Origin of the sequence: Burkholderia sp. 4M9327F10, from assembly GCF_005503145.1 — a bacterium.
In the GTDB taxonomy this organism is placed as follows: domain Bacteria; phylum Pseudomonadota; class Gammaproteobacteria; order Burkholderiales; family Burkholderiaceae; genus Paraburkholderia.
In genome coordinates, this window is sequence record NZ_SCNV01000035.1 from 13,543 (window position 1) to 30,234 (window position 16,692).

Genomic DNA, 16,692 nt, shown 5'->3' on the forward strand with positions numbered 1-16,692 from the left:
ATGGAACCGTCAGCTCACGTCGACACCTTCGCTCGCGACCATCTGCCGCCGCAAGATCAGTGGCCGGTGTTTTTGCTCGATAATCCCGACGTCGCCTATCCCGCACGCTTTAACTGCGCGACCGAACTGCTGGACCGAACCATCGAGGCCGGACACGGTGAGCGGCCGGCAATCTGGTCCGATGTGAACGGCACAGCCCAGGCGACCACGTACCATGAACTGCTGGCGCTGGTAAATCGCAGCGCGCATGTGCTGGTCGACGAGATGGGTCTGCAACCCGGCAATCGCGTACTGCTACGCGGGCCGAATACCTTGCAGATGGCCGTCGCAGCACTCGCCGCGCTAAAGGCGGGTCTCGTGCTGGTGCCTACTATGCCGCTCCTGCGCGCCAAAGAACTCAAGCAGATTATCGACAAGGCGCATATCAGCGCTGCCCTGTGCGATACGCGCCTGACTGAGGAACTTGAGCGCTGCCGCGATCCGCAAGGCGAATTCTTCTGTCCGGGCCTGGAACAGATCCGCCTGTTTCATGATGATGCTGCGGACTCCCTCGAAACACTCGCAGCAAGCAAACCGGATCAGTTCACCGCCTGCGATACCGCAAGCGACGACGTATGCCTGATCGCCTTCACCAGCGGCACGACCGGTTTGCCCAAGGGATGCATGCATTTTCATCGCGACGTGCTGATGATGTGCGACCTGTTTCCGCGTCATGTACTCAAGCCCACCGCGAGCGACATTTTCTGCGGTACGCCACCGCTTGCCTTCACGTTCGGACTGGGCGGCCTGCTGTGCTTCCCGTTGCGGGCCGGCGCCTCTACTGTGTTGATGGAACGGCTCACGCCTGAAACGCTGCTACAGATCGTCGAGCGCTTCCACGCTACCGTCATGTTCACCGCACCAACCTTCTATCGCCAGATGGCGCCGCTCGTGCCGCGCTTCGACATCTCCAGCCTGAAGAAAACCGTTTCCGCCGGCGAGGCGCTGCCCGATTCGACGCGGCATCTGTGGCGCGAGGCGAGCGGCATCGAGATGACCGACGGCATCGGCGGGACCGAGTTGATCCATATTTTCATCTCGGCGGCGGGCGATCAGATCCGGCCGCACGCTATCGGCCGCGCCGTTCCTGGCTATACCGTGCGGGCCGTGGACGATGCCATGCAACCGGTGGCGCCAGGCGTGATCGGCAAGCTTGCCGTGCGCGGTCCGACAGGTTGCCGCTATCTGGCCGACGAGCGGCAGACGAAATTCGTGCGCGACGGCTGGAACCTGCCCGGCGACTCCGTGTATCTGGACGAGGACGGTTACGTGTTCTATCAGGCGCGCGCCGACGACATGATCGTCTCCGCGGGTTACAACATCTCCGGGCCAGAAGTAGAAAGCGTGCTGCTACAGCATGATGCAGTGGCGGAGTGTGGCGTGATCGGCGTACCCGACGAGACCCGTGGCCAGATCGTCAAGGCGTTTGTGGTTCTCAACCCCGGCTTCAAGCCCGATGACACGATGGTCGCGCAACTGCAGGACTACGTGAAAAACAATGTTGCGCCGTATAAGTATCCGCGGCTGATCGCTTTCGTCGACGCACTGCCGCGGACTGAGACAGGCAAGTTAAAGCGGTTTGCGTTGCGGACGCTTTAGAGCGATAGCCATACGCGTCATTGATCCGCCCTTAAACCGGGCGTCTCTGCGGGACTGCGCATTTCATTGGCGAGCAGTTCCAGTTTGAGCGGTGCATCGGCGGAAAGCTTTTTCTTCGCAATCACGCGACGCCAGGCCCCGTTCGAATCCGGTTCACGGTAAAACGCGACGACAGCCACATACTCGGTGTCGGGTTGCATCGGCTGCGACACACTTGCCGAAGCGCCAGGGTTCACGACGGTTGCAATGCTCGCCTGCAGATCCTGTGCGAGAACGGTTTTGTCGTTCTTCAGCAGATCGTCATACGACGCGCCGTCGAAAAGCTTGCGATCCTTGAGTTGGTAGATACGCACCGCAACCGATGTCGACCGCTGCGCCTCGTCGGGATTGACGGACGCGCGAGCAGTCAGGTCGACGTTGAGCACCTTGACCTGCTTAAAGAACACCGCGTGATACGCACTCGAAGTTGAGTCCGAGACAGTCTGCCAGGCGCCGCACGCGCAAAGCAGCAAACTCGATGCAAGGAAAGTCGTGGTTAGACGGATTGGCATAGAAATAAGACTCCAGAATCAGGCAGACGGCGCGAGGAACGGGTTCGGTCCCGGCGCGGGGAAAACTTCGTACGAGCCTAGCGGAATCGTAATGAGGCGCTCGTCGTCCGAGGGCAGCACCGTAGTCCACGCCAGCCGTGGCGCCGGCCCGGCCGCCGCCGGCAACGTCGAGCCGATCCTTGGTGCAGGCACCAGCTTCGACGACACTTCCATGCGCAGAAACACGTCCGCCTTCGTACCGACATACAAACGGATAAACGCCATCAGCTCCCGGTGCAACCATGCGCCTGGCAACAGGTCGTTAGCCTGTCCGGCATTCGCCGGCCGCAGCGTTACGCGCGCTGCGCGACTGCGATACTCGAGGCGATCGCCTAGCACATAGCCCCCACCGAGTCCGCGGTGCGTGCCCTCGCCTGGCGCACGGCGCGCGCTACCGGCCGAAGTCAGCGGTCGCGGTTTGCCCGCGCGCTTTAGCGTCGGGTAGAACTCATCGACCCGCACCTCGACACCCGGCACAGCCAGCGCAACCACACCCGCAAGACCTTCAGGCGTACGCGTGCGCTGGATCAGCAAACCCAGCAGAGCCAGTACGCGAGAATCCGGCAACCCCGCCCGCGCCGGTTTATCACCCCAGCCGAAACCCGCGAGGCTAAGCAGCTTGCGGGAATGCGAGTCCGTACCGCCCGGCCGGAAACCGATCGGATAGCGATACTTCTTCCATATGCGGTACAGCAGCGTCACGATGCGGTGATTGAACTGGTCGAGAAAAGCTTCGACCGCTTCATGCCCCTCCTCGCGCAGCACAATATCGTCGACCGTGTGGGAAGGCATCGCGGCATCTACACCGTACAGGCCCATGAACGTGGTCCGCACGGTTGGCGCAGCGTCGAGTCGGCTTTCATCAAATTCGACACCTACCACTTCACCCGCTGGAAATCCGATGCGCGGCCGCGGGCGGAATCGCACCGGCTCATGCTCGAGCGTGTCACGCTCGCCGAAGCCCGGACGATCCGGTACGCGCACTTCCAGCAACTGGCATAGCTGCATGAAGCCCATTGTCGGCGCGCGTGCAAGCAGCGAGGCGACGAGTGGTTCAAGATTCGGAAAATCGCGCGGGTTCATAGCGGGGAACGCAGCGCCTTGCTGCGTGGCCATTCGGTACGGGCTTGCGACGGCAGGCTCACGATCGCCAGCTTCGTGAACAGGTTGATTTCCGCATACAGAGCGAAGAACCGATGCAGCAGTTCACCAAACAGCATCACGTCGCCTTCACCGGCGAACGCGTGAGCGTCAATGGTCACTTCGATCAGCACACCACGCTCGACGGAGCCGCCGGACACCTCTTCAAGCAATTCCTCCGATATGTGCAGGATGCCCGCGAGGCGGCGGCGATTCAATTCGTCGTCGCTCCAGTCGTAGAGCGCCAGCGCTCCGCGCAGCACTTCAGCGTCCATCATCGACAGGAAGTTCGGCGCAAGATGCGACAGCACCCGCCACTGGAACCGGTCGCCCGTCGGCGGATAAAGCGGCAGGGTCGGCGCTACCAGATTGCGCACGCCCGCAACGTTCGGTGTGCTCTCGCCCAGCTCGTTGATGCTCGCCTCGCGTAGACCCTTTCGCGGCAGCAGACCATTGGTGCCCGTCACACGCAACGACAGGCTTTCTTCCGGCAGATCGTCCATGGTCTCCCAAGCGTGGCCGCCCAGGATGACCCACGTGTCATGCAGCCCAGTGACGCCGGGACGCACCCGGGTATGGAAATACCGTTCCGGTGCTTCGTGCCGTAGCATGCCGCCGCGGTGCCGGAAGGTGGCAAACGGCACGTACTCGTAGCGCTCCGCGCTGTCGTGATCGAACGATTCGATCGCATCCACGGAATAGGTTTCGACATGTTCGCCCTGGTGGCCCGCCGGAACGACACGGTATTCCGTCTCGTGGTGGTCGACCTGGATCGGCTCTGCGTCAAGTGTGAACAGGTTGATTACCGGTGTGCAGTAGAGCCGGACATTCTCAGCGGTGAAACGCTGGTCAGACGGATAGCTCTGCTTCAGCAGAACTTCAAGCTCGAAGCTCGTTGTACTCGCAGGCAGCTTCGCAACATCCAGCCCGCACAGATCGACGAAGAGGAATTTCTCGCGAAACGTGAAGTATTCGAGCAGCAGTTGATACCTGTACAAGGCCGTCACGAGCGGCCAGACCCTCAAGTCGATCGAGATCAAGTGGTTCAAGATCGACGATGCGGGCAAGGAAAAGGAATACTTCAACACGAAGCTCGACAACGTGAAGGTTGTGGCCGTCAATCCGAAGATGCACGACATCAAGAATCCGGACTACGAAAAGCACAACCACCTCGAAGACGTCGAACTGCGCTACGAGAAGATCACCTGGTCGTACAAGGACGGCAACATCATCCACGCCGATAGCTGGAACGAGCGTTCGTAAAAACAGGCTCTCCGAAAACCGGTGCCGACCCGACTGATCCCCGTCACGGGTTGTGTACCGGTTCTTTTCGCCAGTCGACCTTGTCGGCTGGCGCTTTTTATTGCCTCTCAGAACCGGGTACTCACATGACGATGCGCGACTCCACACACCTGCTTCGCAAGCTCAATCCGCATTGCGCGAGTGCGCTTGAAGCCGCAGCGAATCTGTGTCAGGCGCGCCTCGCCGGCGAAATCACCGTCGAACACTGGTTGCTGAAGCTCATCGAAGCAGGCGACGGCGACATTCCCGCGATCCTGCGGCGCTACGAGATCGATATCGACGGTGTATGGGATGCGTTGCTCGCTGCGATCGACCGCTCGCCCCGCGATCTGCGCGGCAAGCCATCTCTTTCCCGGTCGCTGGCAAGCGTGCTGGAAAGCGCCTGGATGTATGCGTCGGTGGGCGAAGCGCCGCAACCGATCCGCTCGGCCAACCTGCTGCAGGCGATTGTCGATGCGCCGCATACCTTGCGTGCGACGGATGCCTGGCCACTGCTGTCGTTCGGCACGACGCAGATCCAGCGGCTGATGCCCGAACTCGACCGGCATTCGGCAGAAGGCATCCCAAAGGCAGAGACACCCGCTACGAATGATGCGCAGGCGGCAACCGGCGGCTCCGAATCAACGCTAGCGCCGCCCGCCGCGGATAGCGCTAACTCCCGGCGCCCGGCGCCACCGCAGGCGGTCAGCCGCCCGACGTACGGTGAAGCGCTCGCTCGCTTTGCCATCGACCTGACCGCGAAAGCAAAACGCGGCGAGATCGACCCGGTGTTCGGCCGCGATCGCGAGATCCAGCAAACCATCGACGTCCTTGCACGGCGCCGCAAGAACAACCCGATCCTCGTCGGCGAACCCGGCGTCGGCAAGACCGCGCTCGTCGAAGGGCTCGCACTGCGCGTCGCAGAAGGCAGCGTACCGAATGTGATCCGCGACGTGCGCATCCTCACGCTCGACCTCGGCCTGCTGCAGGCCGGGGCCGGCGTGAAAGGGGAATTCGAACAACGTCTGAAGAGCGTCATTGACGAGGTGCAGGCTTCGCCCGTGCCAATCCTGCTGTTTATCGATGAAGCGCACACGCTGATTGGCGCGGGCAACGCGGCCGGCGGCGCCGACGCTGCGAATCTGCTGAAGCCCGCTCTGGCACGCGGCGAGCTGCGCACCATTGCCGCGACAACCTGGTCCGAGTACAAGGAATACTTCGAGCGTGACGCAGCGCTCGAGCGGCGCTTTCAGCTCATCAAGGTGGACGAGCCGGATGATGCCGCTGCATGCCTGATGCTGCGAGGTCTGGCAAGCCGCTATGCGAAATACCACAACGTGCACATTCGCGACGCCGCGATCATCGCGGCCGTCAAACTCTCACGCCGTTACATCCCGGCACGGCAACTGCCCGACAAGGCAGTCGATCTGATCGACACCGCCGCGGCGCGCGTGCGCATGGGACTCGAATCGCCACCGTCCGAACTGCAACGCGCGCAGGCGAGTGTCGCCGCGCTCGAGCTGGAACTGGCTACGCTCGATGCAGACCGGAAGGCCGGCATAGCGGATCCGGCATCACGTCACGAAGCCTTGAGCAGCGCGCTGTCCGACGCGTGCGCCGAACTCGACAGTTTGCGGCTGAAGTACGATCGTGAGCTCGAACTCGTCAATACGTTGCTGGCACAACGCGAAACGTGCAGGGACGAGCGGCGCGAGCAGGATGAGCGCGCCGGCGCCGCGCTCGATGCTGCCCAGCGAGCGCTCGCAGACGCACAAGGCAAGACGCCACTGATCTTCGCTGACGTCGATGCACAGGCAATCGCGCGCGTGGTTGCGGAATGGACTGGCGTGCCGGTCGGCAATCTGATCGACGACGAACTCAAGAGCCTGCTCGCGATCGAGCAGAACCTCGGTACCCGTGTTGTCGCTCAGGACGACGCGCTCGCCGCACTCGCCGAAAGCTTGCGTACCGCGAAAGCCGGACTCAAGAACGAACATGCGCCGCTCGGGGTGTTCCTGCTTGCCGGTCCGTCAGGCGTCGGCAAGACCGAAACCGCACTGGCACTCGCCGATTTGCTGTTCGGTGGCGAAGCCGCACTGACCACCATCAATATGTCCGAGTACCAGGAATCGCACACGCTCTCGCAGCTCAAGGGATCGCCGCCGGGCTACGTCGGTTACGGCCGCGGCGGGGTGCTGACAGAGGCGGTTCGCCAACGGCCGTATAGCGTCGTGCTGCTCGATGAAGTGGAGAAAGCGCACCGCGACGTGCTCGACATCTTCTATCAGGTATTCGACCGCGGCACGATGCGCGATGGCGAAGGTCGCGAGATCGATTTCCGCAACTGTGTGATCCTGATGACGTCCAATCTCGGCAGTACGCAGATCGACGAAGCCACGAGTGAGAACCCGTCCATCTCACAAGGCGAACTGCTTGAGGCGATTCATCCCCAACTCGTCGCACACTTCCAGCCAGCCCTTCTTGCGCGTTTTCAGACGCTCGTGTACCGGCCGCTCGATGCTGACGCGCTAGCGTCGATCGTACGGCTGAAGGTCGCGAAGATCGCCGAACGTTTGCATCGCCAGTACGATATTGCGCTCACCTGTGACGATGCATTGACCGGTTCGCTGGCGCAACTTTGCCTCGCTCGCGAATCCGGTGCACGCAACGTGGATGCGTTTCTCAACCAGAATATCCTGCCGGCCGTGTCACGCGAACTTCTTGCACGTATGGCAGATGGTTCGCTTCCTGCTGAGGTCCGCTTGTCGACGTCCGATAACGCTAGTCTGGTGATTGACTTTGTCGATCGCCGCGACGCATCTTCTTCGGGCGGTGCTTCCACTGACGTTCCAGTTGCCGCCGATCTGAGCGCCTGAGAGAGTAAGCCATGCCACCTGGTCCCTCCCTGTACGATATGCTGCTGGGCCACATTGGCGGCGAGCCGCTCGACGCCTACGACGACAAGACGCTCGAGATGATGAGCGTCCAGCAGAACATCCGTCGCATCCTCAATACGCGAGCCGGTGCCCTCAAGCACCTGCCCGACTACGGATTGCCAGACCTCACGAACATTTACAAGGCACTGCCGGCTTCAGCGCATCTGCTCAAGCAGCAGATGGAAACCACGTTGCTGGCGTATGAGCCGCGTATCCGGGCAATCGATGTCGACTACATCGACAACGCCGACCCCGGGGTGCTGGTGAGCTACGAAATGACCTGTCACCTGAAGAAGGCGGGACTCGTGCGGTTCGGAACGTACTTTGAGCCGCCGGGCCGCATGCGTGTGGAGCGTCGAGTTCAGGGAGAGCGGGAATCGGGTCGGCAATAAAGTCCGGCATTTGCCTGTCCATGTCGCGCGGCCGGCGCCCCGATCCCCTACTCGATCAAACTCACCTCAAGCATCCGCTGATCGATCCGGCCGTGATCGTCGATCGCCCGCACCGTATAACTCCCCGCGGTACGTGGTTGCCAGTACAACGCCGCACCAGGATCGCTGCGGCCCACATAGGCGTCGTTGACGAACCAGTACAGCGCGTGCGCGTCGGCATCGGTGTTCGCGTTAAAGGCAATCCGCTCCTGGCCGAGCTGCTTCAGGCGCATCGTATAGACGCTGCCGCGCACCGGTGACGTGATCTGCGGCGGGTCGCCATTGGGCGCACCGGCATCGCGGCACGCCGGGTTCTGCGGCGGCTTGCGGCGCGGAATACCCGCTTGCGCGAACACCTGCTGCAGATCGGAAGGCCAGAACTCGTACACCTCCTCATGCGTGTTCTTGCCCGCATAGGGCGGACAGGCCAGCAGGCCCGTCGCATCGTCGATCACCACGGGCCGGTGCACATTGCTCACGCGAATCGGCGATTTGCCTGGGATGAACCAGGTCCAGCCACGTTGCGGGCACCACTGGTTAGGCAAGTCGCCGCTAGCCAGACAGATCTGCACACGCTTGAGATTCGCCGGTTTGGGCCGGTACGGTTCGGCCAGTTGCGCACGTTCGGCTTCCAGCCCATCGACGATCTGAAAGAACAGTGGCGCCGCGGCATCCACACCGACGAATGCCGGATTACCGGTGCTGTCGAAATTGCCCACCCAGACCACCAGCACGTAAGGGCCGAACACGCCCGCGGTCCACGCATCGCGAAACGCCCATGACGTACCCGTCTTCCAGTACACCGGCAGATGCGACGGCTGTGCGCCGGTGGTCTCGTCCGGCCGCAGATGCTGGCGCAACATGTCCATCACCATGAAGCTGGCCTCGTCGCTAAGCATGCGCGTGCCAGCTACCTGAGGATCGCTCGCGCGCAGGCGCAGCGGTCTCAGTTCGCCGCGATTGGCGAGCATTGCGTAGAGGCCGGCCAGTTCCTGCATGGTGACTTCGCCGCCGCCGAGCACCAGCGCAAGTCCGTAGTGCTGTTCACTCGCCATGTGCCCGATGCCCGCTTGCTGCAGGAACTGATACAGATCGGGTTCATGCAGTTGCGAGGCTACCCACACCGCCGGAATATTGCGGCTGCGGTTCAGCGCATCGGTGGCAGTGATCGGCCCGAGGAAGTGGCCGTCGAAATTCTCCGGCGTGTAGGGGCCGAACGAGGTGGGCACGTCGCGCAGCACGGTCTGTGGATGCAGCACGCCCTGATCGAATCCCAGCGCGTAGATGAACGGTTTGAGTGCCGAGCCCGGAGAGCGCCGTGCCAACGTTCCGTTAACCTGACCTTGTATCGAGCGGTTGAAATAGTCCGCCGAGCCGACCAGTGCCTTGATGCCCATATCGCGCGTATCGACCAGCATGGCCGACGCGTTGCGAATCCCGATCGCATTGTTACGCGCAACATAGCGGGCAATCTGCCGCTCGAGAATATGCTGCAGGTCCAGATCGAGTGTGGTCCGTATGCGCGATTCGCGGTCGTCGCTGTCCATTCGCCGCGCCGCCAGAACCTGCTCCACCGCATGCGGCGCTTCGAACGGCAGGCGCGACAACGGCCGGATATTCAGGGGCAGCGCAAACAACGGCTTGAGTGCGGCATCCTGGGGATGAGTCGTCAGCCAGCGTGCGTAAAGACGATTGCGTGAAGTCGCGAGCTGCCGGTTGATCACCGTATCGGCGCCGGCGGCCCCCTGTGTGGGCACGCTCGGCAAACGGCGCGCCGGATCCTGCGGAATCACCGCGAGCGTCAACGCCTCCGGCAAGCTCAGCTCACCCACCGACTTGTTGAAATACGCAATACTGGCCGCACCGGCTCCTTCGACGTTGCGGCCGTACGGCGCGTCGTTCAGATAGGCCTCGAGAATCTGCTCTTTCGAGTAAAACAGCTCAAGCTGAATCGCGCGGCCCACCTGCTTGAGCTTGCCCCACGGCGTGCGCGTATTGAGCTGCCACAGCGAGCGCGCCAACTGCATGGTGATAGTCGAGCCGCCCTGGCGGTTACCGTGCCGCACATAGGTGACCCACGCACCACGCGCCAGACCGTAGGGATTGAAGCCGGGATGCCAGCGATACCAACGGTCCTCGTGCAGCAACACGGCGTCCACCAGTTGCGGCGACATGTCCTTGAGCGGCACCCACAAGCGGAAACGGTCGTCGCTCGCGAGCGTCAGACGCAGCAGCCGGCCGCGATCGTCATAGACCGCCGTGGAGGAAGGCTTCCAGCTTTGCAGCGACGGATGCGGCCACAGGCGGCAACCCACCAGCACGCCCACGACGAGCAGCGCGCCAACCAGCCAGTTCTGCCAGCGCTGAAGCCAGCCGCCGCACGCTTGCAGCAAGGAACGAAATAAAGACACGATGGGGAAATTCGCAGAAAACAGGAACGGAGCCGCCTGCCGGGCCACACGTCATGCGCTTTCGCGCTGGACGTGTGGCCGCGAGATTCAGGGCGTGCGCACCACCGTGAGCATGGCGCCGCCCGGCGAGCGAGCCTGAATCCGGCGATCGTACATCGACTCGCCGAACGCCGGCGGGACGAGGAACTTGCCGGCATTGCTGGCCTTGATGCGATACACGAACTCCTTGACGTCCTTCGTCGCAGTTCCGTAGATCACGACGCGATCTTCGCGGATATCGGCGTACTCGGGCTGCCAGGTCGAACTCGCGAGGCCGATCGGCGAGTGCCACGGTGCGGGTTGCGCATCGCTTGCGTCGCTATCGCCGCTCTGGTTGGCCTGGTCGCCTTGATCCCCCTGGCCGCTCTGGCCATTATTGCTATCGTCGGACTGGCTCGGAGCCGGCGGCGGTTCGATCACCGGCTCGAAGCCGCCTGGCAGCAGATCGACAATTGCTACGTTGTCCACGCCATCGTCGCTGGTGGCGCGAATTTTCACGTGGACCTCGATCTCCTCGCCGAGCGTGATCTTGTCGAGCGGTTTGCCGTCGGTGTCGGTGTAGTCGCGCACGATCTCGAGACCATTCTTGATCGCCTTGTCCGGCACGCCGCGGTCGTAACCCGTCTGGCTGGTCACGCGCCACGCCGGCAGGCTGCTGCCGTTGACGAAGCGCAGCCGCGTCGCCGCCGCACTCCAGCTACCCGACTGCAACAGGTTGCCCTGCAGCGTCGAAATCACCTTGGTGCTGCCGTCCGCGTGCACTTCGTCGATTGCCAGCTTGTCCACGCCAACCGAGTTCGTGGTCGCGTAAGCGTCGAGCGCGAGCACGGTCATGGCCGACGACAACGTGTTGAACTCGTTACGCGCCAGCGGTCCCGCAATGTTCTCCATCACCTGTGGCGACAGCGCCTTGGCCCGCTCGGGGAAGTACTTCGACAACAGGTAGAGCACGCTCGCATCGCGGGTCAGCGGATCGGTGTAGTAGCCGTAATCGAAGCTCGCGGCGTCCTGCTTGCCTTCAAGTTCGCGCTGCGGCCCGGCGATCAGCGCGTTGGCCTCCTTGTCCTGCTTGAGCAGTTCATAGGAAGCGGCCAGCCATGCCGCCGCGAGGTCGTTCTTCCAGTCGTTCGGGAACGCCTCCTGCAAACGCTTTTGCACCGCGGCGAGATCGTTGGTCGTCACATTTCCCTGGCGCGTCAGCAAATACACCGCATAGGCGCGCTGACGCAGCAGATCGAGCGTATCGATGCTGTCGTCGCTTGCGAGCTGGTGCAGATACTGGTTGCCTGCGTCGAGCATGTCGTTCGGCACCGCTACGCCCCGGTCGCGCGCTTCCAGCAGGAAATGCATCGCGTATGCCGAGACGAACGGCTCCGCATCCGGCGTCGCGGACCACAGACCAAAGCCACCCTGGCTGTTCTGCCGCGAGCGCAGCACGTCGAGCATTTGCGCCAACGCCTGGTCATTGGTCTGCTGCGGATCGCCATTGGCGGGCTGCAGGACATGCGTGAGCGCCGGCACCGACGGCCACTTCGAGGCCACAAGGCGTGGCATGGCCGAACTGACGATCTGCTCGCTGCAGTAGTTCTGCACGTTGACAAGCCAGGACGTCAAGCCCTGCGACAGCACCACCGGCACCGTCGAAATGCTCGCATCGCGAGAAGCGTACGCGTCGTACATCTTGCGCAAGCCCGACAGATCCGTGTTGCTGTTCGCACCGACGCGGGCGATGTCAACCTGGGCGCGATACGCCGACGCGGGTCGCACGGAGAGGTCGAGGCTCTGCGTCGCCGACTTGCCGCCATAGCGGGCACTGAAGCTCAGATTGCCCGAGCCTAGCGTTTCGGTTGCCTTGACGCGGAAGATCGCCACGCCCTCGTGCATCGGCGCGAGATTCAGACTCTGCGATGCATTGCCGAGCACCTGAAGCTGCGGACCGGTCTTCAGCGCCACCGTCACCGGCACGGGCTTGTCGCCGAGACCCGTGAGGTTGTTGGCAACGCCCACGCTAACCTCGGCCTCGTCGCCGGGGGCAAGCGTGGTGGGCACGTTCGGCGACAACACGAAGTCGCCGCGCACCGTGGTAGCCGCTTCGACGGTACCCACCAGATCCGGCGACACCGAAACCGCCATCACCCGCAGCTTGCCGTTGAAGTAGTCGGGCACGGTATAGCTCACGTCCTTCTCGCCATCCACGTCGACAATGCCGGACCAGTACACCACCGGCTTGTCGCGTTTGCGCTTGAACGGATTGAGCTGGCTGCCGATCGCGTCATCCGCATCGCCGCCGGGCGCCGCCATGGCCATCAGCTTCTCGAAGTCCGGCAGGATCAGATCGAGAATCTGCGAGGTGCCCACTTCGAGCATGCGCTTACGGAAGAAGAACTTCAGCGGATCGCCCAGCTTGTAGCGGCCAACCTGCAGGATGCCTTCGTCCACGGCGAACACCACGGCCTTGGTCGGGTGCCCCGCATGCAGTTTGAACGTGACCGTCTGCCCCGGCTTGACGAGCGCCGGTGCGTCGAGCGTCAACGGATTGCGGCGCGCGTCCATGTTCACCGAGAACGGCACGACGCCGTAGCTCAGCGGGCTCATGAAAATCTCGTCCGACGACGGATCGCGGATGTACTGCACGTTGATATAGCCGTTGCCCTCAAAGCCCGGCGGCACGGTGATGTGCTGCACGGAACTGGTGGTGTCGGCATGGAACCAGGCATGTGCGTAGACCTTGTCGCGCTCGATCGTGATCAGGCCGCTGCCCGCATAAGGCGCGCGAATCGCGATCTCCACCGGCTCGCCCTGGGCGTAATCGTGCTTGCTCAGGTTGATCTGCAACTCCGCATTGCGGTCCAGCGAGCGCGACACATTGGCGTCTCCCGCCACCGAATACTCGACCCGGTTCACTTCGGTTCGATCGGCACTCCGAATGATGAGCGCGTAGTTACCCGGCTTGTCGGTCGGCAGCGTGTAGTCCAGACCGGCCGCCGGGATGGTCAGCGGATTCTCGCTGACCGGCACTTCCTTCAGGCGCGAGTCGTACTTGTAGACACCCGAATCCTGCTTGGTCAGCACCGAGACATAGCGCCGCTCCACCAGTTGCGCCTTCAGGTCCTTCAGATCGATCGACTTGGCCTGCGGATTGATGGCAACGAGGCGCACGGTCCGCGGACTGCCGCGCTTCACGTAGTCCAGATCGTCCACCGACTTGTAGCCCACCAGCCAGTCGTCACTAGAAACCAGCGTCTGCGCATTCGCCGCCACGCTGCGGCCGCCCTCGGCCTCATACGCCTTGGTCAGGAAATAGAGCTGATAGGTCGCATCGGCGTATTTCTTGAGGTCGAGGTCGAACTCGGCATGCCCCTTGTCGTCGGTCTTGCCGTCCTGCAGATTGGTCGTGTAACCCTCCTTCGCGCGCCGCACGTCGAAGAAGTGATAGTCCTGCCAACTGCGGAATTCCGGCCATACCGGGCGCAGCGTCAAGGATGCCTCCACGCGCCGGTCGGCCGCGGGCGTGCCGAACAGATTCTGCGCGTCGACCAGGCCCTTCAGTTGATCGGGCTTGACCCAACCCTCGGCCACCTGCTGCGAAAGCCTGGCCTCCACCTTCATGCGGTCCGGCAAGAACTCCTTCACCTGCACGGTGGTCGAGCCGATCGGCGCATCCGTCTTGCCGTTCTTGACGATATAGAGGTTCACCGTCCACGTGCCGGTAGGCGCCGTTTCCGAAGGCGTGTACGAGAGCTCGCTAAAGCCGGAGTCGTCGACGGCAATCGGCATGCGTTTGGCCGTCATGCCGCGCGGATCGACGATTTCCGCCTGCAGCGGCACGCCGGAGGGGCTATGCGCCCAGCTCGCCGCCCGCACGATCAGGCCGATATGGAACAGATCGCCCGGCCGGTAGATGCCGCGATCCGAGAACAGATACGCGGACAACTGGCCTTCACGGGTCGGGTTGCGCTCGCCGCCCACGTCGAAGCGCGAGAAGTCGAGCTGGCGATCCTGGCCGCCCACCGGCAGGAACGAAAGATCCTCGTCCTTCTTCACGACGTACAGCATCGGCTTCTTCTCGTGGTCCAGTCCCTTGAAGGTCGGGAAGTGCACCACGCCGTCGGCCGTCGTATCCTGGGTGTAAAGCGTCTGCCCGTTCAACGCCAGCACCGACACGGTTGCGCCGCCAACCGGCTGGCCGGTATGGATCGACTGCACGAACACGTCCTGGCTGCCATCGAGCGCACGCTTGACCAGCATGCCCAGGTCCGTGACCACGATCATGCGCGTGTCGGTCGGCGACTGGTCGTCGCTGCTGCTGTCGCTGTTGTCACCACTGTTGTCATCGCCGTTGCTGTCGCCCGAGTTGTCGCTAGCGCGGGCGTCGCCGCCCGACCCCTGATCCTTCGCCTGCGCGGCCTTATCGGCCTTTTTCTTCTCCGCGACCGGATCGTAGGCCGACAGATGCAACAGGAACACGCCGCGCTTGCCGTCCTTCAGATATTGACCGAGATCCACGCCCTCGTAATGCGCCTGGCCGGGCCCCGCCTTCGGAAACACGCGCTTCTGCTCGAAGCGCTCAACGATGTGATCTTCGCTGAAGTTATAACCGAGCTCAGGCTGCGTATAGCTGCCCTGATTGAAGCTCACCAGATGCTGCAACTGGTCCGGCAACACGCGCCCGATTTCCAGTTGCATGCCGGGCAGGTTGCGCGACACGACCGAGATCCGCTTGCTGCCGCTCAACGACAGCAGCGAGCCGTCCGCCATGAAGTGCAGCAGCTTCGGATAGTCGGGTACGGTGAAAGTCTGAACCGAGGGCTTGCCGAGCATGTAGCCGCCAAACGACTTCAATCCAGGGGCAATCCGCACATAGACGCGTTGGCCCGGCTCCGCATGGAATTTGAAGCTTTGCAGTTCGGCGAATTCGTTTTCGGTAGGCACCAGTTCGAGCGCGAGCGGTTGCGATTTCTTCAGCACACCCTCGCTCACGTCGGCACTGTCCCACTCATACGGCGGATCATCGTCTTTCTGATCGACGCCTTCCTTGCGCTTGGGCAGCACCCAGGCCTTGATCAGGCCGTTCAGGTCGCTGCCGCGCACCGCGCCGCTGATTTCGGTGACGAGCACCTGTTCGGGTTCATAGCGGTCGTTATCGACCAGCGTCGGACTCACGCTCTTCACTTCGAGGCTATACAGACCCGGCACCCGCACCACCGATGTCAACGGGTCCTTGGTGCCCGCGCCGCCGCGCGAGCTGCGCACGCCGCTATCGAGCGTCAGTTGCACGGCCCCGTCGTCGCGCGGCAAATCGAGCGGCTGCGAGTGGACCCACGCGTTCAGCTTGGGGGCGTCGTAGGTGACCGTGAATTTGAGCGGTGTATTGAACTTGCCGTCGCTGCCTGCCAGCGCCAGCGAGATGCGTTTTTCGAATTGCGCCGTATCGACCGGGTAGTTGAAGCTCACCGGCATGATGGTTTTCTTCGCCGTCGCGTTCTGCGGGTCCTGATAGAACTCGGCATTGCCGGCCTTGGCGGTAAACGGCGCGAGGTCGAAGGCCAGATGATCGTCTGCCATCAGCACGTGCGGGGCGAAGGTTTGCTTGATATCGAAGTCCACCTCGACATGCGCGCCCACCGGCCAGTCGGCGGCGGGCACGAAGCGCAGCGTGTGATCGTCCGCCCAGCTCCACTCGCCTTTGAGCGCCGGCTTCATGGTGATGCCTTTGGTGACCGTCTTGCCGACCAGCTCGATGGGCGCGGCCGAGCGCGAGAAGTCCACTTCCAGCGGATGAATCGTGATCTTCGGACTGCCGTCCGCCTGCACATAGTCCGTGACGGCGGGCACCTTGGCCTGGAAGGTGATGCGTTCCGGCTCAACGGGCTTCGGGCGATTTACATACCAGTGCCAGCCGCCCCACGCTGCCGCGGCCAGCACGGCGGCGCCGAGCACACCGCCGGCAAAGTGCCGGGGGCGGCGGCGGATCGCCGCGCCCAACGCCGGCGCCCATGCCGGGGCCGACCATGAGACGCTGCCGAAGACCGGCCGCAAGACCATCACGATGAGGCGCAACAGGCCGCGCAGCAAACGCAGCGGCAGGACGAATAGAAATCGCAGAATATCCATGCTTCCCCTTCCCAGGATAAGCATGCGAGCTCTTATCCCCGTTTCTTTTTTGCTCTTGCTATTACGGTTGAATTTCTACTCGTGTGGCCGGTGCGCGGCGCGGCGACACCCC

General features: G+C 62.8%; 8 protein-coding genes and 1 pseudogene. 4 read left to right on the top strand and 5 right to left on the bottom strand.

Features of this window, described 5'->3' with window-relative positions; all coding sequences use genetic code 11:
• The gene (locus FFS45_RS26410; protein WP_137957585.1) at nt 1-1,638 is read left to right on the top strand and encodes an AMP-binding protein; all 1,638 of its coding nucleotides are present in this window, start codon (nt 1-3) and stop codon (nt 1,636-1,638) included.
• A 17-nt stretch (nt 1,639-1,655) separates the two neighbouring features.
• Here the strand turns inward: FFS45_RS26410 and tssJ are convergent, their stop codons facing one another.
• The 3 genes and pseudogenes from tssJ to tssF all read right to left on the bottom strand — a co-directional run.
• Nucleotides 1,656-2,189, bottom strand: coding sequence for a type VI secretion system lipoprotein TssJ (gene tssJ / locus FFS45_RS26415; RefSeq protein WP_137957586.1), 534 nt, complete (start codon nt 2,187-2,189; stop codon nt 1,656-1,658).
• A gap of 18 nt (nt 2,190-2,207) precedes the next feature.
• A complete protein-coding gene (tssG, locus tag FFS45_RS26420) occupies nt 2,208-3,311 on the bottom strand; it encodes a type VI secretion system baseplate subunit TssG (protein WP_137957587.1) in 1,104 nt (367 codons plus the stop codon).
• Nucleotides 3,308-4,357: pseudogene (gene tssF, locus FFS45_RS26425) on the bottom strand (type VI secretion system baseplate subunit TssF); the annotation flags it as partial. The gene tssG and the pseudogene tssF, both read right to left, overlap by 4 nt.
• A gap of 46 nt (nt 4,358-4,403) precedes the next feature.
• Between tssF and tssD the strand changes: the two are divergent.
• The 3 genes from tssD to tssE all read left to right on the top strand — a co-directional run bounded on the left by tssD (nt 4,404) and on the right by tssE (nt 7,977).
• On the top strand, nt 4,404-4,631 hold the full coding sequence (tssD, locus tag FFS45_RS26430) for a type VI secretion system tube protein TssD (protein WP_349292329.1): 228 nt from the start codon (nt 4,404-4,406) through the stop codon (nt 4,629-4,631).
• Nucleotides 4,632-4,756: 125 nt separating this feature from the next.
• Complete coding sequence (gene tssH / locus FFS45_RS26435) at nt 4,757-7,525, top strand: type VI secretion system ATPase TssH (protein ID WP_137957590.1); 2,769 nt, start codon at nt 4,757-4,759, stop codon at nt 7,523-7,525.
• Nucleotides 7,526-7,536: 11 nt separating this feature from the next.
• Entirely contained in the window at nt 7,537-7,977 is a 441-nt protein-coding gene (gene tssE / locus FFS45_RS26440; protein ID WP_137957591.1) for a type VI secretion system baseplate subunit TssE, read from the top strand.
• 47 nt (nt 7,978-8,024) lie between these two features.
• On the opposite strand, the gene pbpC is transcribed toward tssE, so the two are convergent.
• Both pbpC and FFS45_RS26450 read right to left on the bottom strand, forming a co-directional pair.
• Nucleotides 8,025-10,427, bottom strand: a complete 2,403-nt coding sequence (gene pbpC, locus FFS45_RS26445; protein WP_171029762.1) for a penicillin-binding protein 1C — start codon at nt 10,425-10,427, stop codon at nt 8,025-8,027.
• A gap of 87 nt (nt 10,428-10,514) precedes the next feature.
• On the bottom strand, nt 10,515-16,580 hold the full coding sequence (locus tag FFS45_RS26450; RefSeq protein ID WP_137957592.1) for an MG2 domain-containing protein: 6,066 nt from the start codon (nt 16,578-16,580) through the stop codon (nt 10,515-10,517).
• Nucleotides 16,581-16,692: the final 112 nt, after the last annotated feature.

Coding starts and splice junctions, on each gene's coding strand:
- tssH (WP_137957590.1), top strand. CDS start 4,757: ATGACGATGCGCGACTCCACACACCTGCTTCGCAAGCTCAATCCGCAT.
- tssG (WP_137957587.1), bottom strand. CDS start 3,311: ATGAACCCGCGCGATTTTCCGAATCTTGAACCACTCGTCGCCTCGCTG.
- FFS45_RS26410 (WP_137957585.1), top strand. CDS start 1: ATGGAACCGTCAGCTCACGTCGACACCTTCGCTCGCGACCATCTGCCG.
- tssJ (WP_137957586.1), bottom strand. CDS start 2,189: ATGCCAATCCGTCTAACCACGACTTTCCTTGCATCGAGTTTGCTGCTT.
- FFS45_RS26450 (WP_137957592.1), bottom strand. CDS start 16,580: ATGGATATTCTGCGATTTCTATTCGTCCTGCCGCTGCGTTTGCTGCGC.
- tssE (WP_137957591.1), top strand. CDS start 7,537: ATGCCACCTGGTCCCTCCCTGTACGATATGCTGCTGGGCCACATTGGC.